Origin of the sequence: Paraburkholderia translucens, from assembly GCF_020881035.1 — a bacterium.
Taxonomy (GTDB): Bacteria; Pseudomonadota; Gammaproteobacteria; order Burkholderiales; family Burkholderiaceae; genus Paraburkholderia; species Paraburkholderia translucens.
The window spans coordinates 23,027-44,371 of sequence record NZ_JAJITC010000026.1 but is presented as its reverse complement, the minus strand read 5'-3'; the positions used below and the strand labels follow the sequence as shown (position 1 = coordinate 44,371).

16 protein-coding genes and 1 tRNA gene are annotated in these 21,345 nt (G+C 63.0%); 4 read left to right on the top strand and 13 right to left on the bottom strand.

The genetic code is table 11. The annotated features are described in order from the left end of the window. Positions 1–157 precede the first annotated feature (157 nt). From LJ655_RS28740 to LJ655_RS28715, 6 genes are all read right to left on the bottom strand, one after another. Positions 158–245 (bottom strand) — tRNA-Ile (locus LJ655_RS28740). Between the two features lie 152 nt (positions 246–397). After that, entirely contained in the window at positions 398–2,791 is a 2,394-nt protein-coding gene (rpoD, locus tag LJ655_RS28735) for an RNA polymerase sigma factor RpoD (protein ID WP_230564543.1), read from the bottom strand. 92 nt (positions 2,792–2,883) lie between these two features. Further along, positions 2,884–4,758 carry a DNA primase gene (gene dnaG, locus LJ655_RS28730; protein WP_230564545.1) on the bottom strand — a complete coding sequence of 625 codons (1,875 nt, stop codon included), beginning with the start codon at positions 4,756–4,758 and terminating at the stop codon, positions 2,884–2,886. 120 nt (positions 4,759–4,878) lie between these two features. Further along, complete coding sequence (locus LJ655_RS28725; protein WP_018433893.1) at positions 4,879–5,325, bottom strand: GatB/YqeY domain-containing protein; 447 nt, start codon at positions 5,323–5,325, stop codon at positions 4,879–4,881. A gap of 241 nt (positions 5,326–5,566) precedes the next feature. Next, on the bottom strand, positions 5,567–5,779 hold the full coding sequence (gene rpsU / locus LJ655_RS28720) for a 30S ribosomal protein S21 (RefSeq protein WP_008919901.1): 213 nt from the start codon (positions 5,777–5,779) through the stop codon (positions 5,567–5,569). A 49-nt stretch (positions 5,780–5,828) separates the two neighbouring features. Continuing rightward, positions 5,829–7,064, bottom strand: coding sequence for a BaiN/RdsA family NAD(P)/FAD-dependent oxidoreductase (locus tag LJ655_RS28715; protein ID WP_230564542.1), 1,236 nt, complete (start codon positions 7,062–7,064; stop codon positions 5,829–5,831). A 145-nt stretch (positions 7,065–7,209) separates the two neighbouring features. On the opposite strand from LJ655_RS28715, the gene tsaD reads away from it, so the two are divergent. Next, positions 7,210–8,238 (top strand): tRNA (adenosine(37)-N6)-threonylcarbamoyltransferase complex transferase subunit TsaD, encoded by a 1,029-nt coding sequence (tsaD, locus tag LJ655_RS28710; protein WP_230564541.1) that lies wholly within the window; start codon positions 7,210–7,212, stop codon positions 8,236–8,238. Between the two features lie 99 nt (positions 8,239–8,337). On the opposite strand, the gene folE2 is transcribed toward tsaD, so the two are convergent. The 4 genes from folE2 to LJ655_RS28690 all read right to left on the bottom strand — a co-directional run bounded on the left by folE2 (position 8,338) and on the right by LJ655_RS28690 (position 12,550). Next, entirely contained in the window at positions 8,338–9,144 is an 807-nt protein-coding gene (folE2, locus tag LJ655_RS28705) for a GTP cyclohydrolase FolE2 (protein ID WP_230564540.1), read from the bottom strand. Between the two features lie 224 nt (positions 9,145–9,368). Then, positions 9,369–11,276 carry a 1-deoxy-D-xylulose-5-phosphate synthase gene (dxs, locus tag LJ655_RS28700; protein WP_230564539.1) on the bottom strand — a complete coding sequence of 636 codons (1,908 nt, stop codon included), beginning with the start codon at positions 11,274–11,276 and terminating at the stop codon, positions 9,369–9,371. 87 nt (positions 11,277–11,363) lie between these two features. Further along, on the bottom strand, positions 11,364–12,245 hold the full coding sequence (locus tag LJ655_RS28695; protein WP_230564538.1) for a polyprenyl synthetase family protein: 882 nt from the start codon (positions 12,243–12,245) through the stop codon (positions 11,364–11,366). Beyond that, positions 12,242–12,550 (bottom strand): exodeoxyribonuclease VII small subunit, encoded by a 309-nt coding sequence (locus LJ655_RS28690; RefSeq protein ID WP_230564537.1) that lies wholly within the window; start codon positions 12,548–12,550, stop codon positions 12,242–12,244. Before LJ655_RS28690 ends, LJ655_RS28695 begins: the two co-directional genes overlap by 4 nt. 320 nt (positions 12,551–12,870) lie before the next feature. Here LJ655_RS28690 and LJ655_RS28685 point away from each other — a divergent pair, with 320 nt between their 5' ends. Both LJ655_RS28685 and LJ655_RS28680 read left to right on the top strand, forming a co-directional pair. Continuing rightward, positions 12,871–13,977 (top strand): aromatic ring-hydroxylating oxygenase subunit alpha, encoded by a 1,107-nt coding sequence (locus tag LJ655_RS28685; protein ID WP_230564536.1) that lies wholly within the window; start codon positions 12,871–12,873, stop codon positions 13,975–13,977. Between the two features lie 149 nt (positions 13,978–14,126). Beyond that, positions 14,127–14,996 (top strand): sulfurtransferase, encoded by an 870-nt coding sequence (locus LJ655_RS28680; protein ID WP_230564535.1) that lies wholly within the window; start codon positions 14,127–14,129, stop codon positions 14,994–14,996. Positions 14,997–15,092: 96 nt separating this feature from the next. Here the strand turns inward: LJ655_RS28680 and LJ655_RS28675 are convergent, their stop codons facing one another. The 3 genes from LJ655_RS28675 to polA all read right to left on the bottom strand — a co-directional run bounded on the left by LJ655_RS28675 (position 15,093) and on the right by polA (position 20,321). Continuing rightward, on the bottom strand, positions 15,093–15,965 hold the full coding sequence (locus LJ655_RS28675; protein WP_230564534.1) for a dienelactone hydrolase family protein: 873 nt from the start codon (positions 15,963–15,965) through the stop codon (positions 15,093–15,095). Positions 15,966–16,055: 90 nt separating this feature from the next. Continuing rightward, a complete protein-coding gene (locus LJ655_RS28670; protein WP_230564533.1) occupies positions 16,056–17,411 on the bottom strand; it encodes an NAD(P)/FAD-dependent oxidoreductase in 1,356 nt (451 codons plus the stop codon). Between the two features lie 168 nt (positions 17,412–17,579). Continuing rightward, positions 17,580–20,321 carry a DNA polymerase I gene (gene polA / locus LJ655_RS28665; protein WP_230564532.1) on the bottom strand — a complete coding sequence of 914 codons (2,742 nt, stop codon included), beginning with the start codon at positions 20,319–20,321 and terminating at the stop codon, positions 17,580–17,582. Between the two features lies 1 nt (position 20,322). On the opposite strand from polA, the gene LJ655_RS28660 reads away from it, so the two are divergent. After that, a complete protein-coding gene (locus LJ655_RS28660) occupies positions 20,323–21,066 on the top strand; it encodes an LOG family protein (protein WP_230564531.1) in 744 nt (247 codons plus the stop codon). Positions 21,067–21,345: the final 279 nt, after the last annotated feature.

Below are 21,345 nucleotides of genomic sequence, written 5' to 3'. Positions count from 1 at the left end.
CCTCGAGCGTGACCATCTCGAGTTCGTGCTGCATCGGTGTTGGTTTCTTGAGCATGACGCCCATTAAACGACAAAGCCCGGCGTGTGGCCAGGCTTTGGGGGTACTTTGTCAGCAGTCTGAAGGGTTCCGGAATACGGAACCCTTCTTTGGATACTTTGGTGGGCCGGGTGGGGTTCGAACCCACGATGTCCTTTCGGAGGTGGATTATGAGTCCACTGCCTGCAACCAACACGGCGTCCAGCCCAAGAAAAAAGACCCGGTCGTAAGGCCGGGCCCGTTTCATCGATTGGCCGACATACTACACGAAAAAGGGGCCTGCGCAACCGCTTCGCTTCTGCGAAACGACCACGAGGCCCCTTTGATCACGTCTTTTTCAGCCGGCTAAGGCCGCCTCGATCAATTTCCTTCGAGGAACGACTTCAGCTTGTCCGAGCGGCTCGGATGACGCAGCTTGCGCAGCGCCTTCGCCTCGATCTGACGAATCCGCTCGCGCGTCACGTCGAACTGCTTGCCGACTTCCTCAAGCGTGTGATCCGTGCTCATCTCGATACCGAAACGCATGCGCAACACCTTCGCTTCGCGCGGCGTCAGCGAGTCGAGCACGTCCTTCACGACGTCGCGCATGCTCGCGTGCAACGCGGCATCCGCCGGGGCGACCGTGTTCGTATCTTCGATGAAGTCGCCCAGATGAGAGTCGTCGTCGTCACCGATCGGCGTTTCCATCGAGATCGGCTCCTTCGCGATCTTCATGATTTTGCGGATCTTGTCTTCCGGCATCTCCATCTTCTCGGCCAGCGTTGCGGGATCCGGCTCGAGACCGGTTTCCTGCAAGATCTGACGCGAAATGCGGTTCATCTTGTTGATCGTTTCGATCATATGAACCGGAATCCGGATCGTGCGCGCCTGGTCGGCGATCGAACGCGTAATGGCCTGGCGAATCCACCACGTCGCATACGTCGAGAACTTGTAGCCACGACGATATTCGAACTTGTCCACTGCCTTCATCAGGCCGATGTTGCCTTCCTGAATCAGGTCGAGGAACTGCAGACCGCGATTCGTGTACTTCTTCGCAATCGAGATCACGAGCCGCAAGTTCGCCTCGGTCATCTCCCGTTTCGCCTGGCGCGCCTTCAGCTCACCGGCCGCCATCTGACGGTTGGTTTCTTTCAGGTCCTTGAGCGGCAGCACCACGCGCGCCTGCAGATCGAGCAGACGCTGCTGCTGTTCGCGGATCGCCGGAATGTTGCGCGTGAGGATCGCGCTATACGCGTGACCTTCGGCGACGATCTTGTCGGCCCATTCGAGGTCCGTCTCGCTGCCCGGGAAACGTGCGATGAATTCCGCGCGCGGCATGCCGCACTTATCGACGACCGTATGCAGAATCTGACGCTCGACCTGGCGCACCTCATCCACCTGCGCACGCAGCGTGTCGCACAGACGCTCGACGGTACGCGCGGTGAAGCGGATCGTCATCAGCTCGTTCTGGATCGTTTCCTGCGCCTTCAGATACGACTTGGACTTGTAGCCTTCCTTCTCGAACGCACGGCGCATCTTGTCGAACCATTCGCTGATCAACGCGAATTTTTCGAGCGACGCGCGCCGCAGCGCTTCGAGCTGCGCGGCGTTGGCCGTGGCTTGCGCCGCGCCATCGTCTTCTTCCTCGTCCTCTTCGTCCTCTGCTTCGGCTTCCTCGTCTTCGTTCTCGATCGCTTCGGCTTCCTGCGCGGAAAAGCCGTCGGCGTCTTCCGCGTCGGCGTCGATCAGACCGTCGACGAGTTCGTCGATGCGCACTTCGTCGTTGGCGACGCGCTCGGCCATTGCGAGGATGTCGGCGATCGTGGTCGGGCACGCGGAGATGGCCATCACCATGTGCTTCAGGCCGTCTTCGATACGCTTTGCGATTTCGATTTCGCCTTCGCGCGTAAGCAGCTCGACCGTGCCCATTTCGCGCATGTACATGCGCACGGGATCAGTGGTGCGGCCAAATTCGGAATCGACGGTGGACAGCGCGACTTCGGCTTCCTCTTCGACTTCGTCATCCGACGAAGCCGCGGGCGCGTTGTCGTTGAGCAGCAGCGTTTCGGCGTCCGGGGCCTGTTCGTAGACCGCGACGCCCATGTCGTTGAACGTGCTGATGATGCCTTCGATCGCCTCGGTCTCGGTGAAATTGTCCGGCAGGTGATCGTTGATTTCGGCGTACGTGAGGAAGCCGCGTTCCTTGCCGAGCTTGATCAGCGCGCGCAGCTTGGAGCGACGCTCTTCGAGTTCCTCGACCGTGCCCGGCTGCGACGACGCGAACGCGTCTTTTAGCAGCGCTTTTTCCTTCGCACGACGGTCGCGAGCCTTGACCTTCTCCGTCTTGCCCGGTGCGGCGGCAGCGGTTTCTTCGGTCTGGGTTGCATCGTCTTCGACGGGTACTTCGTTCAGCTTTTTCGTCATGGAGTTCGCCGTACCGGCTGTAGTCTCGACCCCCGGCTGTTGAACAACAGCCGGTTGAACCGTGGATACTGGAGTCACGCGCGCTACCGCATCGACCTCAACGGCAGCCGCTTCCCTTGCGCTACTGACACCCGACCGCTTGGCAGCCGGCGGTGCTACAGCTTTCGCCGTCCGAACCTTTGCCGCCTGCGCGGCCGCAGTGGTCGACGACTTCTTCCCGGCAGCGGGCGCAGCGCTGACTGCAGAGGACGTTCTCCTGGCGGACGCAGTCAGTTTGGCTTCGGCAACTTTGCCGGTGCGCTCTTTAGAGCGTGAGCCTGTTGTCTGATTTCCGCCTGTCGTCTTTGCCATCGCATCGCCTTTCGCCTTTGCTAGGAAAACCCTTGAGAAAACAAAACGCTAGAAACTTTTTGATTGTACCATCCGAGGTTTCGGCATCTCCGTTACAGCCCGAGCTGACGCTTCATGTCAGCCCGCTTCCGGTTCAGCTCCGAAAACTCGGCGAATTCTTCCGGCGTATGCCGGGTTTGCCGTGAAAGCTGCTCAAGACGATCGCAATAAGCGTCGTATCGCATTTTCAGAATCGCGGCCTTCAACTCCTCGCCCACAATCCGTTCCTGCTCGCGCCGTTCCTCGATGACGGCCGCGTCCTGTGGGTCTTTCAGCAGCAAATCCCGGACGTTTTCATCATAGTCTAGAATTTTGCGAAAGATTTCCTCGAAAGTTGGGGCGTTCGCACCATTTCGCAAGAGATCGGACAACAACTGGAACGCCGCCGAATCGCCGAGCGCACGTGCGTGCGTCGCCACTTCCGCGAACAGTTCCGCGTGCCGCGTCACGGTGAGCAGCGCCTCTTCGGCCTCTTCGTCGAGCATCGCGATCGTGCGCGGATACATCACCAGATTGCGCAGCGTCTTTTCCTCTATACCGGTCACGCTGCGCCGGTCCTTGCGGGCCGGCGCCTCGCGCGCGGCGGCCGCGATCCGGGCGTCGACCTCGCAAAGGGCCGCGACCTCGCTGAACGGCACATCGAGCCGGTCCGCGAACATGTGCATGATCTGCGCGCGCAGCGCATTGGCCGGCAATGCCTGCAGCAACGGTTTCGCGTCGAACAGCGCGCGGGCCTTGCCTTCCGGCTGATCGAGCTCCTTGCCGGTCAGCACCTCGTTAAGCATGAATTGCGATAGCGGCATCGCCCTTTCGACCTGCTCGGCAAACGCCTCGGTGCCGAACTCGCGCACGTAGCTGTCGGGGTCGTGCTCGGTCGGCAGGAACAGAAAGCGGATCGTCCTGTTGTCGGCCGCATGCGGGAGACAGGCATCGAGCGCGCGACGCGCGGCGCGCCGGCCCGCCGCGTCGCCGTCGAAACTGAAGATGATCGTATCGGTCTGGCGCATCAGTTTCTGCACATGAATCGGCGTGCAGGCAGTGCCGAGGGTGGCGACGGCGTTCTGGAAGCCCAACTGGGCCAACGCGACCACGTCCATATAACCTTCGACGACCAGCACATAGCGCTGCTCCCGAATCGCGAGACGCGCCTCGAATAGGCCGTATAGCTCGCTGCCCTTGTTAAATAGCGGCGTTTCGGGCGAATTCAAATACTTTGGCTCGCCGCCATCGAGCACGCGGCCGCCGAAACCGATCACCTGCCCTTTCACATTGCGAATGGGGAACATGATCCGCTCGCGAAAACGGTCGTAGCGGCGGTTCTGCCCCTGCGCGTCGGACTTTTCGCTGACGATCACGAGACCCGCTTCGACGAGTCCGTCGTCGCGATAATTCGGGAACGCCGCCTCCAGGTTCTGCCAGCCATCCGGTGCGTAGCCGAGCCCGAAGCGCGCGGCGATTTCACCTGTCAGGCCGCGCTTTTTCAGATACTGAATCGCGTCCGGCGCGCCGCGCAGCTGCTTTCGGTAGTAGTCGCAGGCGGTCTGCATGAGGTCGGACAGCGCGGTGGTGACTGCCTTGGAAGCCGCCGGCGCATAGCCGCCGGCGCTCCCGCCCGCGCCACCATATCCGGGCGAAGGTTCGTGCGGCACGGTGAGACCCACCGATTGCGCGAGCTCGTTGACCGCTTCGGGGAACGACGCACCCACGTGCTCCATCAGAAAACCGATGGCAGTGCCATGCGCACCGCAGCCGAAGCAGTGATAAAACTGTTTAGTCGGACTAACCGTAAACGAGGGGCTCTTCTCGTTGTGAAACGGGCACAGCCCCATGAAGTTCGCGCCGCCCTTTTTCAGCTGCACATACCGGCCGACCACGTCGACGATATCGACGCGGTTGAGCAGGTCCTGCAGGAATGACGGTGGGATCACAGTAAATGACGCTGCCAGGAAAGCTTCAAAATCCAAGCCCGGAGTCCGGGCTCGACACCGCGGCCGGGCACGGCGCCTCGCCTTCCACGAAGCACGCGCGACCCGGACAAACCAACGGAGTTACTTCGCGAGCGCGGCTTTGACCTGGGCCGAGACAGCGGTCATATCGGCTCGGCCAGCCAGCTTCGGTTTGAGCACGCCCATCACCTTGCCCATGTCCTGAGGGCCGGCTGCGCCGGTTTGTGCGACCGCCGCCTGCACTTCGGCAACGATTTCCGCTTCGGACATCTGTTCAGGCATGTACGCGGAAAGAATGGCCAGTTCGGCCTTTTCCTTGTCTGCGAGATCCGTGCGTCCCGCGGCCTCGAACTGGCTGATCGAATCCTTACGCTGCTTGATCATTTTGTCGACGACGGCGGTTATACCAGTGTCGTCGAGCGTGACACGCTCATCGACCTCGCGCTGCTTGATCGCGGCGAGCAGCAGACGGATCGTCCCGAGACGCTCGGTCTCGCGCGCCCGCATGGCAGCTTTCATATCGTCGTTGATCCGGTCCTTGAGACTCATCACTCACCTGAATTGCGTTGAAAAGTTGAAAAACCGGCCGGTCGCTGGCGGCAATGCCGCCGCATCAACACAAATACCCGCTTGGGACTTCTTCCTCAAGCGGGCTGGCGCAATATGCGTAGTGGATCCGACCCTGCCGGCTGGCCCGATGGGCCGGGTTTTCCGTGATGACACCTGTCGTGTCGTCATCGGCTTGGATGCTGCCGTGCTGTGTGCGAAGCAGAGCGCGGCAACGCCAGAATCAGTAGAGCTTCTTCGGCAGCATCTGGCCACGCAGACGCTTGAAATGACGCTTCACTGCCGCCGCTTTCTTCCGCTTGCGTTCGGCCGTGGGCTTTTCGTAAAACTCGCGAGCGCGAAGTTCCGTCAGCAAGCCGTTTTTCTCCATGGTCCGCTTGAAACGGCGCATGGCGACTTCGAACGGCTCATTGTCTTTTACGCGGATGGTCGTCATTTTTCAATAACGGAACTTTGTAAAGGTTCAGGAGTATAGCAGAGCTTTCTCACAAAGCCATCGCGCCGTCAAGCCCCCGCGCGTATTCCGCGGCCGCCTCGCCCGCCGCTACGCCTGATGCCCATGCCCATTGGAAATTGTAGCCGCCGAGCCAGCCGGTAACGTCGACTGCTTCGCCGATGAAGTAGAGCCCGGGCACCCGCGAGCTCATCATGGTCGTCGACGACAAGCCGCGCGTATCGACGCCGCCGCGCGTCACTTCGGCCTTGCGATAGCCCTCGGTGCCGTTCGGGGTGATCGTCCATCGCGACAGGGCCTCGCCGATGCGGCGCAGCGTCTTGTCCGGCAAATCCGCCACGCGGGCCTCGGCCGGCACCTGATGGGTGTCGAGCCAGGCATGTGCAAGCCGCTGCGGCACCCATTCCGACAATAGATTGGCGATCTGCCGCTTCGTGCCGTTTTTGGCCTCGATGAGCGTGGCCGCGGCGTCGCGCTCCGGCAGCAGATTGATGTGAATCGGCTCGCCGGGCTGCCAGTAACTCGAGATCTGCAGCACGCCCGGGCCCGACAGGCCGCGATGCGTGAGCAGCAGATCTTCAGTGAACTCGGCACCGGCCTTCTTATTGCCCGTCGACAGTTGCACTTCGAGCGAGACGCCCGACAGCGCGGCGAACGGCTCCCAGTCGGCGGGCGCGAACGTCAGCGGCACCAGCGCGGGGCGCATGTCGATCAACTTGTGGCCGAACTGCTTGGCGATCCGGTACGCGAAATCGGTCGCGCCGATCTTCGGGATCGACAGGCCGCCGGTCGCGATTACGAGCGCCCGGGCGGCCATCGTGCCCGCCATCGTGCCGAGCAGAAACCGTCCCTCGGTGTCCTGACGCACCTCTTCGACGGACAGTGGCTTGCGCCATGCAACCCCGCCCGCGTCGCACTCGCGTTTCAGCACGTCGATGATCGCATCGCTCGACTGGTCACAGAACAGCTGGCCCTTGTGCTTCTCGTGCCATGTCACGCGATGCTGCTTGAGCAAGGCCATAAAGTCGCGCGGCGTATAGCGCGCGAGCGCCGAGCGGCAAAAATGCGGATTCGCCGACAGATAATTGGCCGGCCCCGCGTACAGATTCGTAAAGTTGCAGCGCCCGCCGCCGGAAATGCGGATTTTCTCCGCGAGGCGCTGCGAGTGGTCAATGAGCGCTACGCGCCGGCCGAGTTGACCGGCCACGGCGGCGCACATCATGCCGGCCGCACCCGCGCCGATCACCGCGATATCAAAGGATTCCATGGGGCCGCATTGTACCTGCCGGACCGGCGCGGCCGAGGAGGCGGTCTGCTGGCCGCCTGCGGCTGCCTGTCCGCACTGGTATACTTTCAGGCTTACCTTTCACTTTCGGGCGCGCCTCGCGCGTGTCCGCCTCAAGCGATTCATCATGCTCGTTCTCGGCATCGAAAGCTCCTGCGACGAAACCGGTCTGGCGCTCTACGACACAGAGCGCGGCCTGCTCGCGCACGCGCTGCATTCGCAGATTGCGATGCATCGGGAGTACGGCGGCGTCGTGCCGGAGCTTGCGTCGCGCGACCATATCCGCCGCGCGTTGCCGCTGCTCGAAGAAGTGATGGAGCGCGCCGGCGTCGCGCGCGGCGACATCGACGCGATCGCTTACACGCAAGGGCCCGGACTCGCGGGCGCGCTGCTAGTCGGCGCGAGCGTCGCCAATTCGCTGGCGATGGCGTGGAACAAGCCGACCGTCGGCATTCATCACCTCGAAGGGCATCTGCTGTCGCCGCTGCTCGTCGATGAGCCGCCGCCGTTTCCGTTCGTCGCGCTGCTGGTGTCGGGCGGGCATACGCAACTGATGCGTGTGACGGACGTCGGCGTCTACGAGACGCTCGGCGAAACACTCGACGACGCCGCCGGCGAAGCCTTCGACAAAACCGCCAAGCTCCTCGGCCTCGGCTATCCTGGTGGCCCGGAAGTCTCGCGCCTCGCGGAGTTCGGCACGCCCGGCGCGGTCGTACTGCCGCGCCCGATGCTGTATTCCGGCGACCTCGATTTCAGCTTCAGCGGCCTGAAGACCGCCGTGCTCACGCACGCGAACCGGCTCGGCGGCACGAACATCTGCGAGCAGGCGAAGGCCGACCTCGCGCGCGGTTTCGTGGATGCAGCCGTCGAAGTGCTGGCCGCCAAATCGCTTGCGGCGCTCAAGCGCACCAAGCTGAATCGGCTGGTTGTGGCGGGCGGTGTCGGCGCGAACCGGCAGTTGCGCGAAGCGCTGTCGGCCGCCGCGCAGAAGCGCAATTTCTACGTGCACTACCCCGACCTTTCGCTGTGCACGGACAACGGCGCGATGATCGCGCTGGCCGGCGCGCTGCGCTTGCAACGCTGGCCCGAACAGGCCGGCAACGACTACGCGTTCACGGTGAAGCCCCGCTGGGATCTGACGACGCTCGCGCACTGAGCCCCTTTCGCAAGGCAAAAAAAAGCCGCTTTGGAGGCGGCTTTTTTTGCTTCGATTCTCCCGCAATGAGACCGTGCGGGCCGGCGAAGAACGAACGTATCAAGCAACGCGCTTGTCCCGCTCGATCACTGCATAGGCGCTGTGATTGTGAATCGACTCGAAATTCTCGGCTTCGAGCACATACGCGGCGATGCGCTCGTCGGCATTCAGACGCTGGGCGACATCGCGCACGAGGTCTTCGACGAACTTCGGATTTTCATACGCGCGCTCGGTGACGAACTTTTCGTCCGGGCGCTTGAGCAGCCCCCACAGTTCGCACGACGCTTCTTCCTCAGCGATACGGATCAACTCTTCGGGAGCGACGTCGCCGCTCAGCTCGGCGTTGATCGTCACGTGCGAGCGCTGGTTGTGCGCGCCATACTGCGATATCTTCTTCGAGCACGGGCACAGGCTCGTGACCGGCGCCAGCACCTTCAGAAACAGCCGCGTTGCGCCATTGCGGGTCTCGCCCGTCAGCGTGACTTCATAGTCGAGCAGGCTCTGCACACCCGACACCGGCGCGGTCTTGTTCACGAAGTACGGGAACGACACTTCGATGCGGCCCGCCTTGGCTTCCAGCCTTTCGAGCATTGCCGCGAGCATCGTGCGGAACGTGGCCGGCTCGCGCGGTGCCTTGTTCTCCTCGAGCAGCGCGACGAAACGCGACATATGGGTGCCCTTCTGCTCGGCCGGCAAATGCACGTCGAGATTCCACGTGCCGACCGTCGGCTGCACTTCGCCACTCTGGGTGCGAACCGTCAACGGATGACGCACGCCCTTCACGCCGACCCGCTGGATTGGAATCTGGCGCGTGTCAGGCGTGCTTTGCACGTCGGGCATCACGAAGGCGGGATTCATCTGATTCATTCTTTTGTCCTTTCAGGAAAGCGCCGGGCCGTGCCGAGCTTCGTTGCGTCGGAGGGCTGTCGCGCAGCGACTTCGGAACGCCCGGCGGCCGCGCGGATCAGCATGCGCAACGGCGAACGCCGGCTGCTGCCGGCGTTGGGTGACGGGCCGCAACGCCCGTCGGTTCGATCTGGAAATTGCGGAAACCGCCGTCGCACGACGGCGGCAAGACAGGCGACAGCGTCTTACGCGACGCGCTTCACCGACGACTGGCCGCCAACCGCTCCGCTCGTGAGAAAACGTTCGCGGATCGACCGGGCGATACCTGCGGCGTCGAGACCGCACGCGGCGAGCAGCTTGGCCGGGTCCCCGTGATCGATGAACCGGTCGGGGAGGCCCAATTGTAGTACGGGGCGCATAACCCCACTCCGGAGCAGGGCTTCGACGCAGGCCGAACCCGCGCCGCCCATGATGCAGCCTTCTTCGACGGTGACGATTGCATCGTGCGTTTCGGCCAGCTTGCGCACGAGCTCGGTGTCGAGCGGCTTCACGAAGCGCATGTTCGCGACGGTGGCATCGAGTTGCTCGGCCGCCGCGAGCGACGGCGCGACCATCGTACCGAACGCGAGAATCGCGATACGCTTGCCGGCTGGCGCCGAAGTCTCGCGACGCACTTCGCCCTTGCCGAGCGGCAACGCGCTCATCTGCTTGACGGTGGCGACGCCGGTGCCTGCACCGCGCGGATAGCGCACCGCGGTCGGATGCGATTGCTGCAACGCGGTGTACAGCATTTGCCGGCACTCGTTTTCATCCGACGGCACCATCACGGTCATGTTCGGGATGCAACGCATGAACGCGAGGTCATATGCACCCGCGTGCGTCGCGCCGTCCGCGCCGACGAGACCCGCGCGATCGATCGCGAACACCACCGGCAGGTTTTGCAGGGCGACGTCGTGGATCAACTGGTCGTACGCGCGTTGCAGGAAGGTCGAATAGATCGCGACGACCGGCTTCATGCCGTCCGCGGCAAGCCCGCCCGCGAACGTCACCGCGTGCTGCTCGGCGATGCCGACGTCGAAGTAACGGTCCGGAAAGCGCTTTTCGAACTCGACCATGCCCGAGCCTTCACGCATCGCCGGCGTAATGCCGACCACGCGCGAGTCGAGCTCGGCCGCGTCGCACAGCCATTCGCCAAACACCTGCGTATAGGTCTTCTTCGATGGCGTTGCGGCCGGCTTGATGCCCTCGGCCGGGTTGAACTTGCCCGGGCCGTGGTACAGCACCGGATCGGCCTCGGCCAGCTTGTAGCCCTGGCCTTTCTTCGTGACCACGTGAAGGAATTGCGGACCGCGCAGTTCCTTGATGTTTTGCAGCGTCGGAATCAGCGAATCGAGGTCATGACCGTCGATCGGCCCGATGTAGTTGAAGCCGAACTCCTCGAACAGCGTGGCCGGCACGATCATGCCCTTCGCGTGCTCTTCGAGCTTGCGCGCGAGATCGAGCACCGGCGGCGCGACGCGCAGCACGCGTTCGACGCCCGCGCGCGCAGCTGCATAGAAGCGCCCCGACATCAGACGCGCGAGATGGCGATTGAGCGCGCCGACCGGCGGCGAAATCGACATGTCGTTGTCGTTGAGGATCACGAGCAGTGGCACGTCGTCTTCGACGCCGGCGTTGTTCATTGCCTCGAAAGCCATGCCGGCCGTCATCGCGCCGTCGCCGATCACGGCGATGCCCATGCGGTTGTCGCCCTGCAGCTTGCTCGCGATCGCCATGCCGAGCGCGGCCGAAATCGACGTGCTCGAGTGCGCGGTGCCGAAGGTGTCGTATTCCGATTCGTCGCGTTTCGGGAAGCCCGAGATGCCGCCCAACTGACGCAGCGTGTGCATCTGGTCACGGCGACCGGTCAGGATCTTGTGCGGATAGGTCTGATGGCCGACGTCCCAAACGATCCGGTCATGCGGCGTATCGAACACGTAATGCAGCGCGATGGTCAACTCGACCGTGCCGAGGTTGGACGAGAGATGGCCGCCCGTCTGCGATACGCTGTCGAGCACAAAGGCACGCAACTCGTCGGCAAGCGGCTGCAATTGGCGGCGATCGAGGCGGCGCAAGGCTGCCGGGTCGTCGATGGTTTTCAGCAAGTCGTACATCGTCGTTCCATTGTAGGAAAACTTACGCGCCCGCACTTCATACATGCACCCTTCGGATGGAGGGTGCGCGGCGGCGGGCTTTCGCGTTCAGCTGACCCGGTTCACCACCAGGTCGGCCAGTTCGGCAAGGCGCTGCGCGCGCGCGCCGAACGGCGCAAGCGCGGCGTGCGCGTCGCTGCGCAGTTGCGCCGCGAGCGCGCGCGACGCGTCGAGCCCGATAATCGACACGTAGGTCGGCTTGCCGTCCTTCGCGTCCTTGCCGGCGGTCTTGCCGAGCGTTGCGGAGTCAGTCGTTACGTCGAGAATGTCGTCGACGACCTGAAACGCGAGACCGACCGCGGCGGCGTAGGCATCGAGCGACGCCAGCGCCGGCTCGTCCGGCGTCTCGCCTGCCAATGCGCCCATGCGCACGGCCGCGCGCAGCAGTGCGCCGGTCTTCATCCGATGCATGGTCTCGAGCTGCGGGCGGGTCAGCGTGTGGCCGACACTCGCCAGATCGATGGCCTGTCCGCCACACATGCCGATTGAGCCGCTTGCCAGCGCGAGTTCGCGCACGAGCGAGGCCTGCTGCGGCGCGCCCAGCACGTCGGACGTGAGCACGACGAATGCCTGCGATTGCAGCGCGTCGCCGACCAGAAGCGCGGTCGCTTCGTCATACTTGACATGGACCGTCGGCTTGCCGCGGCGCAGCGCGTCGTCGTCCATGCACGGCATGTCGTCGTGCACGAGCGAGTACACGTGGATCATTTCCAGCGCCGCAGCCGCCGCATCGAGGCATTCGGCGCGCGCGCCGGTTAGCTCGCCGGCGGCGTGGCACAGGAGCGGTCGAACCCGCTTGCCGCCACCGAGCACCGCATAGCGCATCGCCTCGTGCAGCTTGGCGGGTTCGGTCGTCTCGGCCGGCAGATAGCGTTCCAACGCCGTTTCGACACGTTCGAGCACCAAGCGCGTCCATTGTTCGAATGTCATAGGTCGTCCCCGCTCTCAGTCGCGGCTGTGCCTGCGCTATTCACGGGCAGCGGCTTGAGTGTCTCGCCGTCCAGCACCCGCACTTGCTGCTCGACTTTTTCGAGCTGCTGTTGACAGAATGCGACAAGTGCCGCCCCACGGCGGTACGCTGCCAACGATTCCTCGAGGCTCAGGCTACCGCCTTCCATGCGCGCGACCAGCTCTTCCAGCTCAGCCTGCGCGGCCTCGTAGTTCTCCGGCAGCGGCGCGCTTTCGCCGCTTTCAGTTGGCGCGGCGGCGGGATCTCTCGATGCGGTCTTCGCCATGAATAGTCGCAAAATTAAAACAAGTCGGACATTCTACGGCAAAAGCGACATCTTCGATCCGCTCGGCCGCCCGCGCCCCGCCTTGCAGCCTCGCTTCGAGCCTGACTCATGCCCGCCTTTGCCCCGCTTTGACCCTGAAGTCTCGCAGAAAAAAAGCTCGAGGTCTGCGGCGAAAATGCCGAACTTTCTTGACATTTTTAACCCAAATCAGGCACTTAAGTGCCCCCATCACGGGGAAACGGGTATAATTGCGGGCTCCCTAAATCGAATCTTCGATGGTTGGGTTGTTCACTGCTTTCACGTCTTCATCGGGAGTGGGAATGTCCAATCTGAGCAATGCATTGCAGTTGCGGTCTGTCCACAGCCAGCTGCCAGTCACGGCTTACTTTGACGAAGCGCTTCTTACGCGCGAAATCGACACCCTTTTCAAGAAAGGTCCTCGCTACATCGGCCACGATCTCATGGTGCCCGAGGCGGGGGATTATTTTGCCTTGCCCAGCGAACGCGAGGGGCGGGTGCTCGTCCGTAACCAGCAGTCGCAAGTCCAGCTGCTCTCGAACGTGTGCCGCCACCGGCAAGCCATCATGCTCAACGGCCGCGGCCAGACGCAGAACATCGTCTGTCCGCTGCATCGCTGGACGTACGACCTGAAGGGCGAGCTGCTCGGCGCGCCCCATTTCGCGGACAACCCGTGCCTGAATCTCGGCGCCACGCCGCTGCAGAACTGGCAAGGGCTGCTATTCGAGGCGCAGGGACGCGACGTCGCGAAAGATCTCGCTCGCCTTGGCACCAAGCGCCATTTCGACTTCTCGGGCTTTATGTTCGATCACGTCGAAGTCCACGAGTGCAACTACAACTGGAAGACCTTCATCGAGGTCTATCTGGAGGACTATCACGTCGCGCCGTTCCATCCGGGGCTAGGCAGCTTCGTCAATTGCGACGATCTGACGTGGGAGTTCGGCGACTGGTACAGCGTTCAAACGGTCGGCGTGCACAAGGCGCTCGAGCAACCGGGCAGCCCGACGTACCGCAAGTGGCACGACGAAGTGCTGCGATTCCGCGACGGCAATCCGCCCGAGTTCGGCGCGATCTGGATGGTGTACTACCCGGGCATCATGATCGAGTGGTACCCGCACGTGCTGGTCGTGTCGTGGCTGATTCCGCGCGGTCCGCAGAAGACCACCAACGTGGTGGAGTTCTATTACCCCGAGGAAATCGCGCTGTTCGAACGCGATTTTGTCGAAGCCGAACGTGCCGCCTACATGGAGACGGCCCGCGAAGACGACGAGATCGCCGAGCGCATGGACGCCGGCCGCCTCGCGCTCATGGAGCGCGGCGAGTCGCAGGTCGGTCCGTACCAGAGCCCGATGGAAGACGGCATGCAGCACTTCCACGAGTTTCTGCGGCGCGAACTCGGCACGATCTGATCCTCGCCACCCGGCGTCTCGATCGACTCAAGGAAAGACGGGCTTCGACCCGTCTTTTTTTGTTTAGACTACCGACATAGACCGGCCATGCGCCAGCCCCGTGAATGGCGCGGCCCGCAGCCGCCATCGCCCGTATCGAGGAGACGTTCATGCCCCACACTCATTACACCACCCTGATCTCCGCAACCAATCTCGCGGAACGGCTCACGGCCGCGCCGGCCAGCGTGTTCGTGATCGACTGCCGGTTCGACCTCGCCGATACCGAAGCGGGTGAGAAAGCCTGGCTGGCCGGCCATATACCGGGCGCACATTATCTGCATCTCGACCGCGATCTGTCCGGGCCGAAGAACGGCTCTAACGGCCGGCATCCGCTTCCCGATCGGGCGCGGCTCGTCGAAACGCTGGCCTCGCGTGGGCTGAAGCAAGGCCAACAGGTCGTCGCGTACGACGCGCAGGGCGGCATGTACGCGGCGCGCGTCTGGTGGCTGTTGCGCTGGCTCGGACACGACGCGGTCGCGCTGCTCGACGGCGGCTTGCAAGCGTGGGAAGCGGCCGGCCAACCGCTAACGCAGGAGGTGCCGGCGCAGAACACCGGCGACTTCGCGGCAGCCGCGCCGCTCGCGGTGACCGTCGATGTCCAGGCGGTGGAGCGCAACCTCGACTCGAAGGAGCGGATTGTCGTCGACGCACGCGCGGCCGATCGCTATCGCGGCGAAAACGAGACGCTCGATCGCGTCGGCGGCCATATCCCAGGTGCGCTGAACCGCTTCTTCAAGGACAACCTGACCGCCGACGGCCGCTTCAAACCCGCGCACACACTGCGCGAGGAATTTCTCGCACTGCTCGGCGACACGCCGCCGGAACATGTGGTGCTGCAATGCGGCTCGGGCGTGACCGCATGCGTGAATTCGCTCGCGATGGAGGTCGCCGGCCTGCACGGCTCAGCGTTGTACCCAGGGTCGTGGAGCGAATGGAGTTCTGATCCGAAACGGCCAGTGGCAACGGGGCCAAACCCTTGAGCGCAAGCCGCGCCAGGTGCTAACCAGACAAAAAGGCCGTGGCCGCCTCAAAGCGGCAACGGCCTTTTTTATATCGGATTTACCATTGGGCTCGCTTCAAGCCACGCCATGTTGCTTGAACCACACGAGCGTGCGACGCCAGCCATCCTCGGCATCGGCTTTCCTGTAGCTCGGACGGTAATCGGCGAAAAACGCGTGACCGGCGTCGTCATACACGACGAACTGCGACCCGCGTCCTGCTTGCGGCCCTTGCGCGATCGCCTGCTTCATCTGCTCCAGGGTGGCCTGCGGAATGCTTTGATCCTGGCGCCCATACAGGCCGAGCACCGGCGCATGAAGGTCAGCGACGAGATCGATCGGATTGGCCGGCGTCTTTGCATTCTTCTCGCCGGTTACGCGACCATACCAGGCGACACCCGCTTTCACCCGCGGATTGTGCTCGGCATACAGCCATGCAATGCGCCCGCCCCAGCAGAAACCGTTCACGCCGAGCCGGCTCAGGTCGCCGCCGTTTTCGCCGGCCCAGGCGGCGGCCGCGTCGAGGTCCGCCAGCACCTGCTCGTCGGGTACCTTGCTGACCAGTTGCTCGTTCAGTTGCTGCATGCTGGTGTAGACGGTTGGATCGCCCTCGCGCTCGTACAGGTTCGGCGCGATCGCCAGATAGCCTTGCTTTGCGAAGCGCCGGCAGACGTCGGCGATATGCTCATGCACGCCAAAGATTTCATGCACGACGAGGATCACCGGCAATTGCGTCTTGCCCTTCGGCTGCGCGCGATAGGCGGGTATCAGCGTGCCGCCCGAATGAAACGCCACTTCCCCTGCTTCGAGGCCATCGCTGTCTGTATGAATGGTTTGCGCCGAGACGGGCAGAACCGCCGCCGCGAAGCCGGTGCCCAGCGCGGCCTTGATGAAGGTGCGCCGATTGAAGGGAACGTGCGGGACCAGGCTGTCGACTTCAGGTTTCAGCATGCGGCGCTCCTCGAAGAATTGTTAGACGCAACAGGATACGCCATACGCGAATCCCGTTGCGCATTCAACCGAGATTCGCGCGGGCGCGCGTCAGTGGAGCTTGACGCGCGGCAGCGTGGTACGGTGCAACCAATGCGCGAAGGTATCGAGCACCATGCGCGGGTAGCCGTGGAGCGCCGCGATATGGAGCCGGTAGAGCGACATGTACATGAAGCGTGCAAAGAGCCCTTCAATCAGCATGTTGCCGCCGATCACCCCTCCCATCAGATTGCCGACCGCGCTGAAGTGTCCGAGAGAGACAAGCGAGCCGAAGTCGCGATAGGTGAATTCCGGCAGCGGCCTGTTATCGAGGCGCGCCGCCAGAGCCTTCAACAGAAAAGTCGCCTGCTGGTGTGCCGCCTGTGCGCGCGGCGGCACGTTGCGCTCGTTGCCAGGCCACTCGCAGGCGGCACAGTCGCCGAGCGCGAAGATGTTCTCGTCGATTTCCGTTTGCAGCGTGCGGCGCACGACCAGTTGACCAAGCCGGTTGACCGGCAGTCCGTCGAGCTGAGCCAGCACCGCCGGCGCCTTGATGCCCGCGGCCCACACGGTCAAATCAGCGCGCACCGTATGACCGCTCGCGGTGCGGATATAGCCGGGCGCGACCTCGGCCACGGTTTCGCCGATCATCAGCTTAACGCCGAGCTTGGTCAGCAGTTCAGCGGTGGCCGTGGAAACGCGCTCCTGCAACGCGGGCAGAATGCGCGGGCCCGCCTCTATCAACACGATGCCGACGTCGTGCCGCGGATCGAGCTTGTGCAAGCCATACGCCGACAACACCTGCGCGGTATTGCGCAATTCCGCCGACAACTCGACCCCAGTCGCGCCGCCGCCGACGATGGCCACCTGAATGCGTGGCTCGCTGGATGACCACGTCCCGGGTCCCGGTCTCGACTCGACTGGCTCGTGCACTTGATGCTCGGCGCGTATGCACGCCGCGATCAGGCGCTTGCGGAAACGTTCGGCCTGACCGACGGTATCGAGTGCAATGGAGAATTCGGCCGCTCCCTTGACGCCGAAGAAGGCCGTGGTACTGCCAATCGCAATGACCAGCGTGTCGTACTCGAGCTCGCGTTCGGGGAGCAGTTCGCCGCCGTCGTCGTCGAGCACGATGCCGAGCCGGATGCGCCGGTTCGCCCGATCGAGCCCGGTCAGCTCGCCCTGCTGGAATTCGAAGCCGTGCCAGCGCGCCTGCGCCGCGTATGCGAGCTCCTGAGTGAACGGGTCCATGCTGCCCGCCGCCACCTCATGCAGCAGCGGCTTCCAGATGTGCGTCGGGTAGCGGTCGACCAGCGTGATCTGGGCCTGCGCACTGCGCCCCTTCTTGCCGGCGCCGTAGCGATCGCCAAGGCGAGTCGCCAGTTCCAGTCCTCCCGCACCTCCGCCAACGACGATAAATCGATGCATAGCACTTCTCCGTGTTGCCGATGAATTATCTGTCGCGACGCCGCGCATGAATGCGCCGTCCTGAGCTGATTGTCCTCGACCCGCACGGAAAGTCACAAGTCGCCAAAACTCATGTGTGACATGCGCACGACGTGGTCATGCGCCGAACGTGCTCATGTCACAGGCGTGTCAATGCGCCTCCTCCCAGTTCAGGCCCGCACCGACCTCGGCGACGAGCGGCACCTTCAGCGCGGCGACGCCGCACATCAGTTCGGGCAGGCGCTTGCGGACTTCGGACAACTCTGCGTCGGGTACTTCGAGAATCAGTTCGTCGTGCACCTGCATGATCATGCGCGTGCCGACCTTCGAGTCTTCGATCCAGTTCTGCACGGCGATCATCGACATCTTGATCAGGTCGGCCGCGGTGCCCTGCATCGGCGCGTTGATCGCTGCACGCTCGGCGGCCTGACGGCGCGGTCCGTTGCCGCCGTTGATCTCGGGCAGCCACAGACGGCGGCCGAACACCGTCTCGACGTAGCCTTTCGCCTTCGCGCTCGAACGCGTCTCGTCCATATAGCGCGCAACACCCGGATAACGCGCGAAGTAGCGGTCGATATACATCTTCGCCGCATCGCGCGTGATACCGAGGTTCGACGCGAGACCGAACGCGCTCATGCCGTAGATGAGCCCGAAGTTGATGACCTTGGCGACGCGCCGCTGATCGCTCGACACTTCGAGCGGCGTCACGTTGAAGATTTCCGACGCGGTCGCGCGGTGAATGTCCTCGCCCTGCGAGAACGCGCGCATCAGCGATTCGTCGCCGGAGATGTGCGCCATGATGCGCAACTCGATCTGCGAATAATCGGCGGACACGAGCTTGTGCCCCGGCGGCGCGATGAACGCCTCGCGAATGCGGCGGCCCTCGCCGGTACGCACCGGAATGTTCTGCAGGTTCGGATCGTTCGACGCGAGCCGCCCCGTCACCGCGACGGCCTGTGCGTAGTTGGTATGAACGCGGCCGGTCTGCGGATTGACCATGCGCGGCAGCTTGTCGGTATAGGTGGACTTCAGCTTCGACAGGCCGCGATGCTCGAGCAGAATCTTCGGCAACGGATAGTCTTCGGCGAGCTTCTGCAGCACTTCCTCGTCAGTGGACGGCGCGCCGCTCGGAGTCTTCTTGATGACCGGCAGCTCGAGCTTCTCGAAGAAGATCTGACCGATCTGCTTCGGCGAACCGAGGTTGAATTCGCCGCCGGCCAGTTCGTACGCCTTGCCTTCGAGTTCGATCAGACGCGTGGCGATCTCACTGCTCTGCTGACGCAGCTTCTGCGCGTCGATCAGCACGCCGGTGCGCTCCATTTTGCGCAGCACGCGCGAGGTCGGCACTTCGATCTCGCGATACACGTGGTCCAGAGTCTTCTCCGCGGCGATTTGCGGATACAAGGCCTGATGCAAACGCAACGTGATATCGGCATCTTCGGCCGCGTATTCAGCGGCTTTGTCGAGCGCGACTTCGTCGAAGCCGATCTGTTGCGCGCCCTTGCCCGCAACGTCTTCATACTTGATCGTCTTCACGCCGAGGTGGCGCAGCGCGAGGCTGTCCATGTCGTGCGTGCGATGCGATTCGAGCACATACGATTCCAGCAGCGTGTCATGTTCGACCCCTCGCATTTCGATGCCGTAGTTCGCGAGCACCTGTTCGTCGTATTTCAGATGCTGACCGACCTTCTTGTGGTCCGCGCTTTCGAGCCAAGGCTTGAGCTTCGTGAGCACTTCGTCGCCAGGCAGTTGCACCGGCGCGTCGGGGCCGCGATGCGCGAGCGGCACATACGCGGCATGGCCCGCTTCGACCGAGAGAGACAAGCCGACGATCTGCGCGACCATCGGATCGAGCGACGTGGTCTCGGTGTCGAAGGAAGTCAATTCGGCCGCGTTGATCCGCTCGAGCCACGCGTCGAATTGCTCCCATGTCTGCACGGTCTCGTAGTGGCGTTCGTGGTCGACAGTGAGTGCGGGCGGCACGTCAGTTTCCGGGCCTTCTACCGCATCGGCGATTTCGACCTCGCGCAGCCATGTCTTGAAACCATGACGCGTGAAGAGCTCGCGCAACTCTTCTCGCGACTCGGGACGGCTCGGCAGACTTTCCTCGATCGAGACGATGTGACCGGTCAGATCGCACTGACGCTCGACGGTCACGAGCTTGCGCGCCATCGGCAAAAAGTCCAGCGCGCGGCGCAGATTGTCTCCTACCGCACCTTTGATTTCGTCCGCATGTGCGACGATGCCATCAAGCGAATCGTATTGCGTCAGCCATTTGACGGCGGTTTTCGGGCCGCATTTCTCGACGCCGGGCACGTTGTCGACGGTATCGCCGATCAGCGACAGATAGTCGATGATGCGCTCCGGCGGCACGCCGAACTTCGCGACCACGCCGTCGCGGTCGAGCGTTTCGTTGGTCATCGTATTGACGAGCGTCACGCGGTCCGAGACGAGTTGAGCGAGGTCCTTGTCGCCGGTCGACACGACCACGTTCATGCCGAGCTTTTCCGCTTCGGTGCACAGCGTGCCGATGACATCGTCCGCTTCCACGCGGTCGATCATCAGCAGCGGCCAGCCGAGGGCGCGCACGGCGACGTGAATCGGCTCGATCTGACGGGCAAGATCTTCCGGCATTGACGGACGGTTCGCCTTGTATTCCGGATACCAGTCGTCGCGAAACGTTTTACCCTTGGCGTCGAACACGCACGCGCTATACTCTGCTGTGACTTCCTTGCGCATGCGCCGCAGCATGTTGATCATCCCGTAGAGTGCACCCGTCGGGCCACCCTCCGGACCGCGCAGATCAGGCATCGCATGGTAGGCCCGGTACAGATAACTCGAACCGTCGACCAACAGCAGGGTCTTACCTTCAAGGCTTCGTTCTTCAGGCATTATGACTAAGAGAAAAGTGATTCCGAGTCTGCGATCACTCGCAGATCAAGAGCGCGCGACGGCCAAAAAAGCGCGCGCATCGTGGCAGATGTTCACGATTATGGCAGAGTTTATCGAGGCGACCGAGTACCTGTCGGAGATCCGCCCGGCGGTCAGCATCTACGGTTCGGCGCGCCTGAAGCCGAACTCGCCGTACTACAAACTGGCCACGCAGATCGCACGAAAATTGTCGGATGCGGGCTTCGCGGTGATCTCCGGCGGCGGCCCCGGCATCATGGAAGCGGCCAACAAGGGCGCACATGCGGGCAAGGCACCGTCGGTCGGTCTGAACATCGAGTTGCCGCACGAGCAATCGGGCAACCAGTGGCAGGACATCTCGCTGCGCTTCCGTCATTTCTTCACGCGCAAGGTTACGTTCGTGAAGAATTCGGACGCGGTGATCGTGATGCCCGGTGGCTTCGGCACACTCGACGAACTCGCCGAAGTCCTCACACTGATCCAAACCAAGAAGTCGCGTCACGTACCGATCATCCTGGTGGGCGCCGAGTTCTGGGAGGGTCTGCTCGCATGGTTCAAGAGCGCGCTGATCCCGATGGGTCTGATCAATCCGACCGACATCGATCTGATGCAGGTAATCGACAATCCGGACCAGGTGCTCGAAGCGGTGCTCAAGTTCTACGAAGACCGCGAAGAAGCTGAAGCACATCCGGTCAAGTCGGACGAAGACCGCATGTTCTACCTGTGATGGCCTGACGTTGCGCGCCTGGATTCGCGCACGTCGCGGGCAGCCTTCGGGCCGCCCGCTTTCGTTTTACAGCCCAGTTTGCGGTGCGCTCACGGTCAACCGCATTGGCGAATGAAAAACGTTTGGAACGCTTGCCGTTCGGCACGGACCTGCTCGGCCTTGCCGATTGCGGCCGGAAGCCCGGCAGCTGCCGTCGTCTGGGAAGATCGTCCATCTGTCATTAAGCGTCTCTCGGCGCGTGCGGCGCGTCGCGCTTCATTCCGTCGTCGTGACGGCAGC